At 68.5% G+C, this 13,798-nt stretch carries 12 protein-coding genes; 11 read left to right on the top strand and 1 reads right to left on the bottom strand.

Annotation, left to right across the window (positions count from 1 at the left end; translation table 11 throughout):
* Nucleotides 1-587: 587 nt before the first annotated feature.
* The 4 genes from FMP39_RS23850 to FMP39_RS23835 all read left to right on the top strand — a co-directional run bounded on the left by FMP39_RS23850 (nt 588) and on the right by FMP39_RS23835 (nt 6,289).
* The gene (locus FMP39_RS23850; RefSeq protein ID WP_141592530.1) at nt 588-2,855 is read left to right on the top strand and encodes a family 2 encapsulin nanocompartment cargo protein terpene cyclase; all 2,268 of its coding nucleotides are present in this window, start codon (nt 588-590) and stop codon (nt 2,853-2,855) included.
* A 27-nt stretch (nt 2,856-2,882) separates the two neighbouring features.
* Complete coding sequence (locus tag FMP39_RS23845) at nt 2,883-4,292, top strand: family 2B encapsulin nanocompartment shell protein (RefSeq protein WP_141592529.1); 1,410 nt, start codon at nt 2,883-2,885, stop codon at nt 4,290-4,292.
* A gap of 35 nt (nt 4,293-4,327) precedes the next feature.
* Nucleotides 4,328-5,728 (top strand): family 2B encapsulin nanocompartment shell protein, encoded by a 1,401-nt coding sequence (locus FMP39_RS23840; RefSeq protein WP_141592528.1) that lies wholly within the window; start codon nt 4,328-4,330, stop codon nt 5,726-5,728.
* Between the two features lie 135 nt (nt 5,729-5,863).
* Nucleotides 5,864-6,289: a hypothetical protein gene (locus FMP39_RS23835; RefSeq protein WP_228558282.1), complete on the top strand. Its 426-nt coding sequence runs from the start codon at nt 5,864-5,866 to the stop codon at nt 6,287-6,289.
* On the opposite strand, the gene FMP39_RS23830 is transcribed toward FMP39_RS23835, so the two are convergent.
* The gene (locus FMP39_RS23830; RefSeq protein ID WP_141592527.1) at nt 6,267-6,854 is read right to left on the bottom strand and encodes a TetR/AcrR family transcriptional regulator; all 588 of its coding nucleotides are present in this window, start codon (nt 6,852-6,854) and stop codon (nt 6,267-6,269) included. The two genes, FMP39_RS23835 and FMP39_RS23830, sit on opposite strands and share 23 nt — an antisense overlap.
* A gap of 56 nt (nt 6,855-6,910) precedes the next feature.
* Between FMP39_RS23830 and FMP39_RS23825 the strand changes: the two genes are divergently transcribed.
* From FMP39_RS23825 to FMP39_RS23800, 7 genes are all read left to right on the top strand, one after another.
* Nucleotides 6,911-7,339 carry a VOC family protein gene (locus FMP39_RS23825; RefSeq protein ID WP_011556194.1) on the top strand — a complete coding sequence of 143 codons (429 nt, stop codon included), beginning with the start codon at nt 6,911-6,913 and terminating at the stop codon, nt 7,337-7,339.
* 661 nt (nt 7,340-8,000) lie between these two features.
* Nucleotides 8,001-8,756, top strand: coding sequence for a DUF6585 family protein (locus tag FMP39_RS23820; protein ID WP_141592526.1), 756 nt, complete (start codon nt 8,001-8,003; stop codon nt 8,754-8,756).
* A gap of 28 nt (nt 8,757-8,784) precedes the next feature.
* Nucleotides 8,785-9,285, top strand: a complete 501-nt coding sequence (locus FMP39_RS23815; protein ID WP_141592525.1) for a hypothetical protein — start codon at nt 8,785-8,787, stop codon at nt 9,283-9,285.
* 95 nt (nt 9,286-9,380) lie between these two features.
* Nucleotides 9,381-9,539 (top strand): hypothetical protein, encoded by a 159-nt coding sequence (locus FMP39_RS37530; RefSeq protein WP_194858539.1) that lies wholly within the window; start codon nt 9,381-9,383, stop codon nt 9,537-9,539.
* 132 nt (nt 9,540-9,671) lie between these two features.
* On the top strand, nt 9,672-10,232 hold the full coding sequence (locus FMP39_RS23810; protein WP_141592524.1) for a hypothetical protein: 561 nt from the start codon (nt 9,672-9,674) through the stop codon (nt 10,230-10,232).
* Between the two features lie 93 nt (nt 10,233-10,325).
* Nucleotides 10,326-12,191: a gliding motility protein gene (locus FMP39_RS23805; protein ID WP_228558281.1), complete on the top strand. Its 1,866-nt coding sequence runs from the start codon at nt 10,326-10,328 to the stop codon at nt 12,189-12,191.
* Nucleotides 12,188-13,786 carry a hypothetical protein gene (locus tag FMP39_RS23800; protein ID WP_141592522.1) on the top strand — a complete coding sequence of 533 codons (1,599 nt, stop codon included), beginning with the start codon at nt 12,188-12,190 and terminating at the stop codon, nt 13,784-13,786. Before FMP39_RS23805 ends, FMP39_RS23800 begins: the two co-directional genes overlap by 4 nt.
* The last annotated feature ends 12 nt before the right edge of the window (nt 13,787-13,798 follow it).

Genomic DNA, 13,798 nt, shown 5'->3' with positions numbered 1-13,798 from the left:
TACACGCGTAAGATCGTCGGCAGCGTCAGATGTCTATAAGAGACAGCCCCAGGCGCCCCCCACCGAAGCGCCGACGCGGCTGCCCACCGAGCACCACGTTCAGTTCCCAGTGGGTCAGTCGACGCTCTCCGACTCGGAGCGTCGGAACCTGGACGCCATCGCGGACTACCTGAAGGCCAACCCGGGCGTGTCCCTGCGCATCGAAGGACACACGGACAACACCGGCCCCGAGGAGCTCAATCGCACACTGAGCCAGGACCGCGCGGACGCAGTGCGGCAATATCTCATCCAGCAAGGAGTTGAGAGCTCGCGTCTGACTGCAAAGGGTTACGGCCCCGCCCAACCCATTGCGTCCAATGACACGCCCGAGGGACGGAGCGCCAACCGCCGCGTGGAGTTCGTCACCAGCCCTACTGGTGAATGAGAACACGGCTTATCGCGGAGGAATGACGGCGCACGGATGGAGCTAAATCCGTGCGCCAGCAGGCAAATCGCGACTTCACCTGAGAATCTTTTATGTAAGAAACACTTGGATAAGTGTTCAGTGCCTAACTATAACGCCCCCCTGAGTTCAACGAGGGGCGTCCATGAGTACGGCGAAAAACAAGCAGCCATTCGAACTGCCAGACTTCTACGTTCCCTGGCCGGCGCGCTTGAATCCGAACCTCGAAGGCGCCCGGGTGCATTCGAAGGCCTGGGCACGCGAGCTGGGAATCATTGGCCGCCCGAAGGATGGCAGCGCTCCGGAAATCTGGAGCGAGGCGAAGTTCGATGCCATGGACTACGCCCTGCTCTGCGCCTACACGCATCCGGAGGCGCCGGGCCCGGAGCTGGACCTCGTCACCGACTGGTACGTCTGGGTCTTCTACTTCGATGACCACTTCCTGGAGCTCTACAAGCGCCCCCAGGACCAGGTCGGCGCGAAGGCATACCTGGACCGTCTGCCATTGTTCATGCCGGTGGACCCGGCGGCCACGCCTCCGCCGCCGACCAACCCGGTCGAGGCCGGGCTGCTGGATTTGTGGAACCGGACCGTCCCCAGCCGCTCCATGGCGTGGCGGCGCCGGTTCTTCGAGAGCACCAAGCACCTGCTGGACGAATCGAGCTGGGAGCTGTCCAACATCAGCGACCGCCGCGTCTCCAACCCCATCGAATACATCGAGATGCGCCGCAAGGTCGGCGGTGCGCCCTGGTCCGCGAACCTGGTGGAGCACGCCGTCTTCGCCGAAGTCCCGGACCGGGTCGCGGCCAGCCGCCCGATGCGGGTGCTGAAGGACACGTTCTCCGACGCGGTCCACCTGCGCAACGACCTGTTCTCCTACGAGCGGGAGATTCTGGAGGAAGGCGAGCTCTCCAACGGCGTCCTGGTGATGGAGAAGTTCCTGGACATCTCCCCGCCCAGCGCCGCGCACCTCGTCAACGAGGTCCTCACCTCGCGCCTGCAACAGTTCGAGAACACCGTCCTGACGGAGCTGCCGTCCCTGTTCGTCGAGTTCGGCCTGAACCCGGTGGAGCAGGCCCAGGTGCTCACGTACGTCCGGGGGCTCCAGGACTGGCAGTCCGGCGGCCACGAGTGGCACATGCGCTCCAGCCGCTACATGAACAAGGGCTCCGGCGGCGCGGGCGGCTTCTTCCTGGGCCCCAACGGCCTGGGCACCTCCGCGGCGCGGCTGCCGCAGTCGCCCACGGCCCTGGGGCTCACCCGCCTCAAGAACTTCTCCCACGTGCCGTACCAGCCCGTGGGCCCGGTGAAGCTGCCGAAGTTCTACATGCCGTACTCCACGAAGCCGAGCCCCCACCTGGACGCCGCGCGGCGCGACTCCAAGGCGTGGGCGCGGCGCATGGGCATGCTGGACGTGCTCCCCGGAGTGCCCGGCGGCTACATCTGGGATGACCACAAGTTCGACGTGGCGGACGTGGCGCTCTGCGGCGCGTTGATTCATCCCCACGCCACCGCCGCGCAGCTCAACCTGTCCTCCTGCTGGCTCGTCTGGGGCACCTACGCGGACGACTACTTCCCGACCTTCTACGGTCACACCAAGGACATGGCCGGCGCCAAGGTGTTCAACGCCCGGCTGGCGCTGTTCATGCCGGAGGACGCCGGCGCGGTGGTTCCGCCCCCCACCAACCCAGTGGAGCGCGGGCTGGCGGACCTGTGGGCCCGCACCACCGAAGGCGTGACGTCCGCCTCACGGAGCCTGTTCCGCAAGGCCATCCTGGACATGACGGAGAGCTGGCTGTGGGAGCTGGCCAACCAAATCCAGAACCGCATCCCGGACCCCATCGACTACGTGGAGATGCGGCGCCAGACGTTCGGCTCGGACCTCACCATGAGCCTGTCCCGCCTGGCCCATGGCGACGCGCTGCCGCCTGAGGTCTTCCACACCCGTCCCATCCGCAGCCTGGAGAACTCCGCGGCGGATTACGCCTGCCTCGTCAACGACGTCTTCTCCTACCAGAAGGAGATTGAGTTCGAAGGCGAGCTCAACAACGGCGTGTTGGTCGTCCAGCGCTTCCTGGACCTGGACCCGGCGCGGGCCGTCTCCGTCGTCAACGACTTGATGACCGCGCGGATGCAGCAGTTCGAATACATCATCGCCAACGAGCTGGAGCCGCTGGCGCGCAGCTTCAACCTGGACGGCAAGGCCCAGGACAAGCTGAAGCAGTACGTCCAGAAGCTGCAGTGGTGGATGAGCGGTGTGCTCATCTGGCACCAGACGGTGGACCGCTACAAGGAGTTCGAGCTGCGCGCGTCCCGCAAGCTGGCGCCGCGGCTCTCCTCGGGCCCCACCGGCCTGGGCACCTCCGCCGCACGCATCACCTCCCTGTTCGCCAACCTGCGCTCCGGCGCCTGATCTTCCATCTCAATCGAAAGGCCCATCATGTCGAACATCATCAAGCCGGGCAGTGACGCCGAGAAGTCCCAGTTGAGCCTGGGCACGGCCGCCGCGCGCCAGCTGGCCACGACGACCAAGTCCGTCCCGCAGATGCAGGGCATCTCCTCCCGGTGGCTGCTCAAGCTGCTGCCCTGGGTGCAGGTGTCCGGTGGCGTGTACCGCGTCAACCGCCGGCTGAGCTACGCGGTGGGCGATGGCCGCGTGACGTTCACCACCACCGGCGCCAAGGTGCAGGTCATCCCGCAGGAGCTGTGCGAGCTCCCCCTGCTGCGCAGCTACGACGACGTCGAGGTGCTGACGGCGCTGGCCAACCGCTTCGAGCAGAAGACGTACAAGGCCGGCGATGTCATCACCGAGGTGGGCAAGGAAGCGGACTGCATCGTCCTCATCGCCCACGGCAAGGTGAACAAGATTGGCGCCGGCAAGTACGGTGACGCCACCGTGCTCGGGGTGCTGGCGGACGGCGACCACTACAGCTACGAGGCGCTGCTGGAGTCGCAGGACTATTGGAAGTTCACGGCCAAGGCCGCCACGGCCTCCACCGTGCTGGTGCTGCAGCAGTCCGACTTCGAGGCCGTGATGGCCCAGTCGCCCTCGCTGCAAAAGCACGTCGAGCAGTTCAAGGCGCGCTCGAAGAAGAAGCAGGACACCACGGGCCAGGCCGAAATCGAGCTGGCCGCGGGCCACACCGGCGAGCCGGTGCTGCCGGGCACCTACGTGGACTACGAGACGTCGCCCCGCGAGTACGAGCTGAGCGTGGCGCAGACGGTGCTCCAGATTCACACCCGCGTGGCGGACCTCTTCAACGAGCCCATGAACCAGACGGAGCAGCAGCTCCGGCTGACGGTGGAGGCGCTGAAGGAGCGCAAGGAGCACGAGCTCATCAACAACCGCGAGTTCGGCCTGCTGCACAACGCCGACCTCAAGCAGCGCATCCACACCCGGCGCGGCCCGCCCACGCCCGACGACATGGACGAGCTGCTGGCCACCGTGTGGAAGGAGCCGTCCTTCTTCCTGGCCCACCCGCGCGCCATCGCCGCCTTCGGCCAGGAGTGCAGCCGCAAGGGCATCTACCCCACCAGCGTGGACTTCAACGGCAACATGGTGCCCGCCTGGCGCGGCGTCCCCATCTTCCCGTGCAGCAAGATTCCCGTCAGCGACTCGCGCACCACGTCCATCATGCTGATGCGCGCGGGTGAGAAGAACCAGGGCGTCATCGGCCTGCACCCGGGCACCATCCCCGACGAAATCGAGCCCGGCCTCAACGTCCGGTTCATGGGCATCAACGAGAAGGCCATCATCAACTACCTGGTCACCAGCTACTTCTCCGCGGCCGTCCTCGTGCCCGACGCGCTGGGCATCCTGGAGAGCGTCGAAATCGGCCGCGGCGACTAGCCCTCCTTCCGCTCGGATGACCTGAGGGAATCCACATGACGAAATTCGTGAAGACGGGCGGCGACGACACCCCGCGACTGAGCCTGGGCACAGCCGCGGCACGTCAACTCGCGACGACGACGAAGACCGTCCCGCAGATGCAGGGCATCACCCCGCGGTGGCTGCTGCGCATGCTGCCCTGGGTGGAGGTGACGGGCGGCACGTACCGGGTCAACCGCCGGCTGAGCTACGCGGTGGCGGATGACCGCCTCGTGTTCAGCAACATCGGCGCGAAGGTGCAGGTCATCCCACAGGAGCTGCTCAAGCTGCCGCTGCTGCGGGGCCTGAGCGGCAACGACGAGGTGATTGCGGCCCTGGCCAGCCAGTTCACCCAGGCGGAGTACAAGGCGGGCGACGTCATCGTCGAGGCGGGCGCTCCCGCCGAGCACGTGTTCCTGCTGGCCCACGGCAAGGCACGCAAGCTCCGCGCGGGCCCGTATGGCGAGCCCGTCATCCTGGATGTGCTGGCGGACGGCGACCACTTCGGTGACCAGGCCGTGGCGGAGTCGGATGACGTCTGGACCTTCACCGTCAAGGCCACCACGCCATGCACGGTGCTGTCCCTGCCGCAGCGGGCGTTCGAGGACCTGATTGCCCGGTCCGCCACGCTGCGCGCCCAGGTGGAGCAGTACCGGGAGCGCCTGAAGAAGCCCCAGGACAAGCTGGGGCAGGCCGCCATCCCCCTGGCCGCCGGTCACTCCGGTGAGCCGGACATCCAGGGCGGCTACGTGGACTACGAGCTCACGCCCCGCGAGTACGAGCTGAGCGTGGCCCAGACGGTGCTCCGGGTCCACACGCGCGTCTCCGACGTGTTCAGCGACCCCATGGACCAGACGGAGCAGCAGCTTCGGCTGACCATCGAAGCGCTGCGGGAGCGGCAAGAGTACGAGCTCATCAACAACCGGGACTTCGGCCTGCTCCACAACGCCGACCTCAAGCAGCGCGTCCACACCCGCAACGGGCCGCCCACGCCCGATGACCTGGACGAGCTGCTCAGCCGGCGCCGCAAGTCGCGCTTCTTCCTGGCGCACCCGCGCACCATCGCGGCGTTCGGCCGGGAGTGCACCCGCCGGGGCGTCTATCCGACGCCCGTCGAGGTCCAGGGCACGCCGTGCATGGCCTGGCGCGGGGTCCCCCTGCTGCCGTGTGACAAGATTCCCATCACCGAGCAGCGCACCAGCTCCATCCTCGTGCTGCGCACCGGCCAGGAGGACCAGGGCGTCATCGGCCTGCGCCGCACCGGCCTGCCGGACGAAGTCGAGCCCGGCCTCTCCGTGCGCCGCATGGATGTGACGGACAAGGCCATCACGAACTACCTGGTCAGCACCTACTTCTCCGCTGCGCTGCTCATCCCCGATGCGCTGGGCGTGCTGGAGAACGTGGAGCTTGGCGGCTGACGTTCCAGAACGTGACACGGCGGGTTCAGGCGCAATGCCTGGACCCGCTGTGCCGCCTGAAACGCTCGCGTGCCGCATCCGTCAACCGGCGGACCGGGTTGATTCGCTTTGCGTGACGGAGCATCGTCCGCGGCCATGAGTTCGAGCGAACAAACCCAGACAGTCATGGCCCTGGCCGAAATCTTCGTTCCGCTGGCCGTGGGCATCATCCAGGGCATCCTGGTGATGAAGTTCGTCAAGCCGCTGCTCATGGAACGGCTGGGCGGGCTCGCCGGACTGGTCCGCTCCCGGGCCAACACCTTCTTCGGCATCGTCCAGATGCTCCTGCTCCTGGGCGTGGTGGCGGCCTGCAACGCCGCCTACGCGCCGCAGACGCTCGCCTGGCTCCAGGAACGCGACATCCTCCCCTTCGAGCCCACGCTGCTCGTGCTGCGCATCACCGTCATCCTGGCCTCCTATCTGATCGGCACCAACCTGGTCCATCTGGCCTCGGCGCTCTCGGACGACACGGAGTCGAACACGCTGGAGCCGCTGCCGCTCAACGACCGGCGCCAGCGGTGACGCGCTCGATGAGCGCGAGCATCGCCGCGCGGTAGGCCTTCGCATCGCCGCCGGTGCTGATGGCCAGGGCCGCGCGGTCGAAGGCGGCGGATAGCAGGCTGGCGAGCGCCGGCACCAGCGGCCCATCCCCCAGCAAGGCGGCGAGCCCTTCTCGTAGCGAGCCCGCGGCGGAGGCCTCGTCGAGTGCCATCATCTCCGCATGGCCGAACACCGCCGGCCCATCCACGAGGAGCAGGCGCGTGCGGCCCGGGACGGCCATCGCGTCGAGGTAGGCCAGGCTTCCAGCGATGAGCGCCTCCCGCGCGCCCAGAGCCGGCGGCGTCGCCTGGTCGATGGCCCTGCGCAGCTCAGCGAATTCCCGCTCGAGCACCGCCCGCAGCAGCGCCTGCTTGTCCTCGAAGTGGTGGTAGAGCGCCCCGCGCGTCACGGCGGCGGCGGCCACCACCTCCGGCGTCGACGTCTGCGCATACCCCTTCTCCACGAACAGCGCCCGGCTCGCGCTCACGAGCGCCTGCCGCGTCGTCGCGCTGCGCTCATCGTTGCTTCTTCGCGCCCTCGATTGCATACATACAGCCTGTATGTTACTTCGGCGAAAGACAAGCCCGAAGGAGAGCGGAGCCCATGAAAATCACCAGTTACTACCCGGTCATCATGACGAACGACGTCGCAGGTACGGCGGCGTTCTACACAGCGCACTTCGGCTTCAGCCCGCGCTTCACCAGCGACTGGTACGTCCACCTCCAGTCGGACGATGCAGAGCATGTCGCGCTGGCCATCCTCGACGGCCGGCACGAAACGGTGCCGGCGGTGGCCCGGGGCACGGTGGCGGGGACCATCCTGAACTTCGAAGTGGAAGACCCGGACGCCGTCTACCGGGACGTGCAGGCCGCCGGCCTGCCCATCCACCTCCCGCTGCGGGACGAGGCGTTTGGCCAGCGGCACTTCATCACCGCGGACCCCAACGGGGTGCTCATCGACGTCATCAAGCCCATTCCGCCGAGCGAGGACTTCGCGAAGCAGTACGAGGCCAGCGCGCTTCCCGTCGGGTGACGGCCGGGGCCGGAAGCCGCCCGCGTAGAGGGGGCGGCCATTCCTGCCCACCGCCAGCAGTTCCTGGTCCGTGCCCAGCCGCTGGTTGTAGACGCGCATCTCGAGCCAATCGCTTTCACATCCCAGACAAAGACTCTCAAAACACGCTCACGAATTCGCGCCAACCCGTTCCGCACGCGCCAGCGCCACCTCGTCGCGCTCAGGCGCCAAAGCACTTCTCGCTCGCCGGTGGTTGAGGAGACTTCACCGGAGCGGGGCCGCGCCATCGGCGTCCAGGTCCCCAAGGGCCTCGGCGTTCCCATCCCCGTACCTGCCTGCTCATCCCCCCACTCCTGTTCACGGAGGTGGGAGTGGCCGGGTTCGCCTTGACGAGTCGCACGACCTGACGGGTACGCCCCAACGGCCAGCGGCATCCGCTTCGACCAGAGGCCCCCACTCCGCCATGCCGCAGGCACGACAGACACGGAAAGGCTGTGTTTCACGCAACCTCATCCAATGACTTCTCACAGCTTGAGAACGCCGATTGTTTCTCGAATTCGCCGCACCTGAGCAACCCCGAAACATCACACGGCGTATGAGACATTGGTAAAATGCGCCACGCTGGTTTCACCCTGAGCGCAGTGGCGAATCTCATCGAAAAGACACACGCGATTGTTTATAGATGCGTGCACTTTTCGACACGGCTCCGGAGTCTTCACTGAAGCGCTCGCACACCCGGGAATTCCCCACGCACGTCCTGTACTGGCTCGCCGCTGGCTTCGCCCTGATTTACGTGGTGGCCGCGGCGTTTCTCTCGTTCGGCAAGATTTACCTGCTCCCGCAGGACTTCATCAAAGGGATCCTCCGCTACGACTCCGCGCCCATCGTCCTGCTAGCGGGCGTCCCCTGCGGCCTCTATTTCATCTTCTGGCGGGCCAGCGACGTGTTCGCATGGCTGGCCGCGCCGCCGAAGCTGGTGGTGGATGAGGAGTGCCTGCGCGCGGGTGACACGCGCATCGCATGGCGGAACGTGAGCGCCATCATCACGGAGCAGAACCACGACCGGCTCGTCCTGCGCCACCGCGGAGGCACCTACCGGCTGAGGCTGAACCTGTGGAGCGACGCGGACGAGCTGTACGCCCACGTAGCGGACCATGTCGTTGATGCGCTGATTGACGGCGTGCACCGGCAGGTCAACGCCGGCAAGGCGGTGCAGTTCGGGCCCCTCACACTCAGTGACGCCGGGCTGACACACAAGAAGCGGCTGATGCGCTGGGACGACATCGAGAGCATCCGCTTCCAGGACGAGTTCGACTCAGGTGTCTCCACCCGCGAGCTGGTCATCGCCGCCCAGGGCAAGCCGCTCAAGATTGACGAGGCCCGCATCGTCAACGCGCCCGTCCTCCTGGCCTACCTGTCGCAACGGCTGGCCAGCTGACTCCCTTTCCCCTCACAGGTCGCACGTCATGGAAATCTACAGTTCCTCGCAGAACAAGCAGAAGACGCTGAAGCCGCGCGAGGTCTACTACTCGCGCACGAAGCTCATCCTCGGTGTAATCATCTGGACGGTGGCCTCGGGCCTCTGTGGCATCCTCACCTTCCGGCTGACGAACAGTCCCGGCGTGATGGCGCTGTGCGGGGCGGTCAACCTCTGCATGGTCTGGATGCTCTACGGCTGCATCAGGCCGCTGGGCAACCTGGACAAGCCCGCGCTGATTATCGGTCGGGATGGCATCCGCTTCGAGGATGGCCTGCTGATTGAATGGGCCGACATGACCGAGAATACCTATTACAGCCAGTCCTACATGGGCATCCCCACGCTCAAGATGATTCAAATCAAGACCACGCTGGACAAGCCCAAGACGAAGAAGATGCGGGTGGCGGCGCTCGACATCGACAGCGACGAATACCTGGAGCTCTGCGACACCTACAGCAAGCGCGCGGCACTGGCCCCCGCACGGGCGTAGCGAGAAACCTGGCACCGCGCCGGCATGAAGGCTGGCACGGCGCCACGTCGGAACGCCCCTGGGGAGGTACCGGCGCCCGTCGACGGCCAGAACGCATGCTCGCGGCGGGCGAGGCCACGGGTGTGAGCGTCATCGTCCCGAAGCCGGGTGAGCGCGTCGAACCCGGTGCGCCGTCCTCCCTCGAACGCTGGTGGCCCTCGCTGCCGTGGAACACGGCGGCGCAGGCCCCCATCGTCTCCACCCAGTTGGACTGATGCCCCTGCCCCGAACTGCCTGAGCGCCAGTACCCGCCGACCTGCCCTCCAGGGTGACGCCTGCCCACCCGCCCGGCCCAGGTGCCCTTCCCCGCGCCAGGAAGCACCTTGAGCGCGGGAGGCAGAGAGCGGATGAACAGACGACTCGCTTCGTTTTTCCGAAGAGACCCGGCCGAAGTCCAGGGCGCGTATTTCCTGCTGAAGGGCCTGTTGCCCTGGCTCCAGCCGAAGCGGGTCACCCGGCTTACCGGGCCCATCCGCGAAGGCTGGCTGATGAAGACGGTGGGCGGACTCGCCGGCACGGTGGGCGCGACGCTCCTGTCCGCGCACCGCCATGGCCGCGTCACGCCGGAGCTCAGGAAGCTGGGCATCTGGAGCGCGCTCACGCTCCTGATGGTCGACGTCTCCACGTACGCCACGAACCGGAAGCGGCGCTCCCCCGTCTTCCTGGCCGACGCGGCCATTCAGGCCGCGCTGCTCGCGGCGCAGTGGCGCGCGCGCAGCCGCACGCCGGTGGTCATCGACGCACGCGCCTCCAGCCTTCGCGACCCGTCGCGGCACGGCGCGGGCGAGCACGGACGGTGGAACATCCTCCCCGGCGAGTCACGCGACGCGGCGGGCAATCGCGACATCGTCGCCGAAGGCTCCATGTCTTCGTTTCCCGCCAGCGACCCGCCTTCCTACATGGGTTGACCGCTTCGCCGCTGGGTCTCCCGGAGCGGCCGGTGTAAACCGGGGAGCGTGAACGAAAGCTGGGAGCGGCGATTCCGCCGAGAGGTCAAAGAGATGGACGCCGCCCTGCGTGGCGTCCTGTCCCGGACACAGTCTGACGAAGAACTCCGTGCCGCCCTCGAGGAACTGGCGCGCCGCCCCGCCTTCCGGTCCTTCACCTGGCTGTGGGGGCCCGCCCTCCACGCCAGGGACCGCGTCCGCTTCCGCCCCCTCATACTGTCCTGCTTCTCGCCCGGCAGTGTCACCGCCGACGGGAAGTGGGGGAACCCCTGGCTCGGGGAGAATGCCTCCGCGCTGGAGGTCTGGCTTTTCGACGCGGACCGCACCGACGACGTGGAGATGTTCCGCCGCCTCCTGGACTGGAAGCTCTCGGGCCTGCGCGCCCCCCGGCAAGCGGAGTTCTGGCGGACCGAGGTGGTGCGGCGTGTCCAGAAAGCGCCCACGCGCGCGGCGCGGCACACCGAGCTTGCCAAGATGGACATCGGCTGGGCCCGGCTGGACGAGCCTACCGCCCTGGCCCTGGACGCGCTGGACGCGGAGGCCGCCCGCCCCTTCATCCTGGAGCATCTGCCGTGGAGAGGGCCTCGCGAGCGCCAGCCCATGTGGAACACGCTGCGCGAGCGGGCCCAGGCGCGGGGTGACGCGGCCCTGGCCTCCGCGCTCTACCGGCGATGCGTGGATGAGCCCACCTGGTGCCGTGATGCCCTGGCGCTCGCACGCACCGTCCAGTCCCCGGCCGAGCTGGTCGCCGCGCTGAAGGCGCACCACCCGGAGGCGCCCATGCCCGGCGCGGCGCGGCTCTTCGTGGAGCTGGCGGAGGCGCGCGGACGTGACGTGGTGCCCTACCTCCTCAGCCATCTGCAGGCGGTGGCTCCTCGCTGGGGCGCGCTGGGGCGAAAGGACGCGAAGGGCTTCCCGGAGCTGCTGGCGCTCGCGCGGACGCGGGACTGGGACGATGTATGGGGCGCGCTCCTGCGCACCTCGGCCATGGCGGAGACGTATGACGCGGAGGTGCTGCGGCTGGTGCAGGACGATGCATCGCTTCCGGCCCAGACCCGGCGCCGGCTGCTCCAACTGGCGGGCGCGGGCGGCGAATGGAATCTCCCCGGCCTGGGCCTGGCCCGGGTGCAGCCCCTGACGGACGCCACCGCCACCGCCCTGTACGCGCGCTTTCCGGAGCTGGTACGCGGCCCCTTCCGCATGCACGTCGCTTCGAGCTGGCGCGCCGCGTACCCCAAGCTGGTGATGCGCGCGCTGGAAGCGAACGACGAGGACCTGCTGGACTACCTCGCCAGCCACGCCGCCATGCACGTCCCGGCGACGGGGAGCGCGAAGGAGTGGGAGAAGGTGCTCGACGCGATGGCCGCGCACTACGAGGCCCTGCCGAAGGAGGGCGGCGTCTTCGCCCGCCGCGCCGCCAACGCACTGGGCGCCCTGCCCGCCCATTCCATCTGGACCTTCGACGCGCTGATGGAGAAGAACCGGCTGGCGCGGCTGTTCTTCCTCCGCTCGGATGACTTCTACCTGGCCGAGCCCCGCGCCGTGCGCGACCTGCTGGAGGCGCCACAGATTCACGTCCAGGCGCTCGCCTTCCGGCTGCTCGGCCGCGACTCCGCGAAGGCCCGCGAGGTGGCCGCGCAGAACCTGGACCTGCTCCAGGCGACCCTGCTGAGACCGCTGCACCGGCGCACGCGTCACGCCGCCTTCGACGCGCTGGCCAACGCCGCCGCCCACGGCGTGGAAGCCGCCCGCGTGCTGGTGCCGCGCGTGCGTGACGCCTTCGCGCTGCCGGACTCGCGCTACCCCAAGGAGTCGCTGATGGCGCTGCTGGCCCGCATGCTGGCGCGCTGGCCCGAGCTGCGAGACGCCACGGAAGTCCCCCACGTCTTCGGCCTGCCCGCGAAAGGAGACGGCGCGTGACGGCCTCCAGCTTCCTCTACGCCACGCCCTCCGTGTTCGAGTCCACCCGGGAGCGCGCGCAGCTCAGCCTGACCGCGGACGCGCACCGCCCCGTGCGTTTCCACGCGCGCGTGGCCCGGGACGTCCTGTCCCTCCGGATGGCGCTCCAGGCGCTCGGCGAGCTCATCTGGCAATCGGACGCGTGGGACGAGACGTGGGGTGGCGGGCTGCTGGACCCGCTCATCACCGTGCACCCCGACCGCGTCTTCTTCGAGGCCTTCAGCCAGGACCTGAGCGCCTACGGGCTCGTCATCGTGGACCGCGGCCTCTTCGAGCCCGAGGGCGAGGTGCGCTGCGGCACCACCAACGTGGACTTCACCGCCTGGCTGTGGGCGGCGCTGGCCGAGATGCGCTCCACCCGGGAGACCCACCTGCGCATCGGTCCGGAGGGACTCGACGTGCGCACCACCGGCGCGGGCGGTCGCTTCGAGCAGAAGGTGGACGTCCCGGAGCCCTGGGTGCGGGGCCTGCTCCAACTCCAGGGCGGCATGGCGATGCCCGGCACCCGCCTGACCGCGCGGCCGGTGGACCTGCTCGCCGCGGTGCGCTTCCTCAGCCACACCAAGGCCAAGGTGTCACCGCGCGCGCTGCGCTACGAACTCCACCCGGGCGAGGACGCGCGGCTGATGCTGGAGCCTTGGGAGCACCCCGTGCCCTTGAAGGGCGCGGCCCACGGCTACACGGCGCCTCGCATCATCCGGACCTGGGGCCGCCGGCGGCTGCGGCTGCTGGAGCCGCTGCTGCCCTACGCGGAGCGGGTGGACATCTACCTGAAGGGCCGCGCGCTGCCGCACTTCTACGTCGCGCACCTGCCCGGCGGCGTGCGCTTCCTGCTGGGCCTGTCCGGGTGGACGGCGAATCACTGGACGAACACCGCGGGCATGGACCTGCTGCTGGAGCCGGCGCGTGACAGCGCGCTGGCGGAGCGTGTGCTCGGCGTGCTGCGCGAGCGCTTTCATGCCTCGACCGAGGACGTGGCCACCGCCCTGGGCGTGGACACGGCGCGGGCCGCGGGCGCCCTGGCGGCGCAATGCGCGGCCGGGCGCGCCATCTTCGACGTGGAGGCGCGGCGCTGGCGCCACCGCGAGCTGTTCGCCACGCCGGTGGACCTGGGCCGTCTGTACCCGCCTGACGCCCGCCGAGAGGAAGCGGAGCGCCTGGAGGCCGCGGGCGAGGTGGAGGTGACCTCCGCGGCGCCGCGAGAGAAGCGCAAGGTACGCACGCTGCCCACGCCGGAGGGGCCCGTCACGCGCGAGGTGGTTCACCGGGACTGGGTGGTCCATGGCCGCGCGGGCCCGCAGTCGGGCGTCGAGCTGGTGATGAACGACGAGGACCGTGTCCTCTTCGGCCGGTGCGGCTGCGAGTACTTCAGCGAGCACCTGCTGAACCAGGGCCCCTGCGCACACCTGCTCGCGCTCAGCCGCCTGGCGCGAGCGCAGCGCCGCGAGCTCCGCAGCTCCGAGCCCGCCTCCGCGGACGCGCTCGCGGCCCGGGCAGCGGAGGCGGGCGCGCGGCGGCGGCCCACGGAGACGCTTGACCCGGGAGACGACGAATGACGATAACGGCAG

The organism is Myxococcus sp. AB056, assembly GCF_006547365.1.
GTDB classification, from domain to species: domain Bacteria; phylum Myxococcota; class Myxococcia; order Myxococcales; family Myxococcaceae; genus Myxococcus; species Myxococcus virescens.
Note: the sequence above shows the minus strand (reverse complement) of the source record. Positions and strands in the feature narration are given on the sequence as shown.

What these genes read in the sequence shown, in the direction of transcription:
- FMP39_RS23850 (WP_141592530.1), top strand. Translation starts at nt 588, where the DNA reads ATGAGTACGGCGAAAAACAAGCAGCCATTCGAACTGCCAGACTTCTAC.
- FMP39_RS23845 (WP_141592529.1), top strand. Translation starts at nt 2,883, where the DNA reads ATGTCGAACATCATCAAGCCGGGCAGTGACGCCGAGAAGTCCCAGTTG.
- FMP39_RS23840 (WP_141592528.1), top strand. Translation starts at nt 4,328, where the DNA reads ATGACGAAATTCGTGAAGACGGGCGGCGACGACACCCCGCGACTGAGC.
- FMP39_RS23835 (WP_228558282.1), top strand. Translation starts at nt 5,864, where the DNA reads ATGAGTTCGAGCGAACAAACCCAGACAGTCATGGCCCTGGCCGAAATC.
- FMP39_RS23830 (WP_141592527.1), bottom strand. Translation starts at nt 6,854, where the DNA reads ATGCAATCGAGGGCGCGAAGAAGCAACGATGAGCGCAGCGCGACGACG.
- FMP39_RS23825 (WP_011556194.1), top strand. Translation starts at nt 6,911, where the DNA reads ATGAAAATCACCAGTTACTACCCGGTCATCATGACGAACGACGTCGCA.
- FMP39_RS23820 (WP_141592526.1), top strand. Translation starts at nt 8,001, where the DNA reads ATGCGTGCACTTTTCGACACGGCTCCGGAGTCTTCACTGAAGCGCTCG.
- FMP39_RS23815 (WP_141592525.1), top strand. Translation starts at nt 8,785, where the DNA reads ATGGAAATCTACAGTTCCTCGCAGAACAAGCAGAAGACGCTGAAGCCG.
- FMP39_RS37530 (WP_194858539.1), top strand. Translation starts at nt 9,381, where the DNA reads ATGCTCGCGGCGGGCGAGGCCACGGGTGTGAGCGTCATCGTCCCGAAG.
- FMP39_RS23810 (WP_141592524.1), top strand. Translation starts at nt 9,672, where the DNA reads ATGAACAGACGACTCGCTTCGTTTTTCCGAAGAGACCCGGCCGAAGTC.
- FMP39_RS23805 (WP_228558281.1), top strand. Translation starts at nt 10,326, where the DNA reads ATGGACGCCGCCCTGCGTGGCGTCCTGTCCCGGACACAGTCTGACGAA.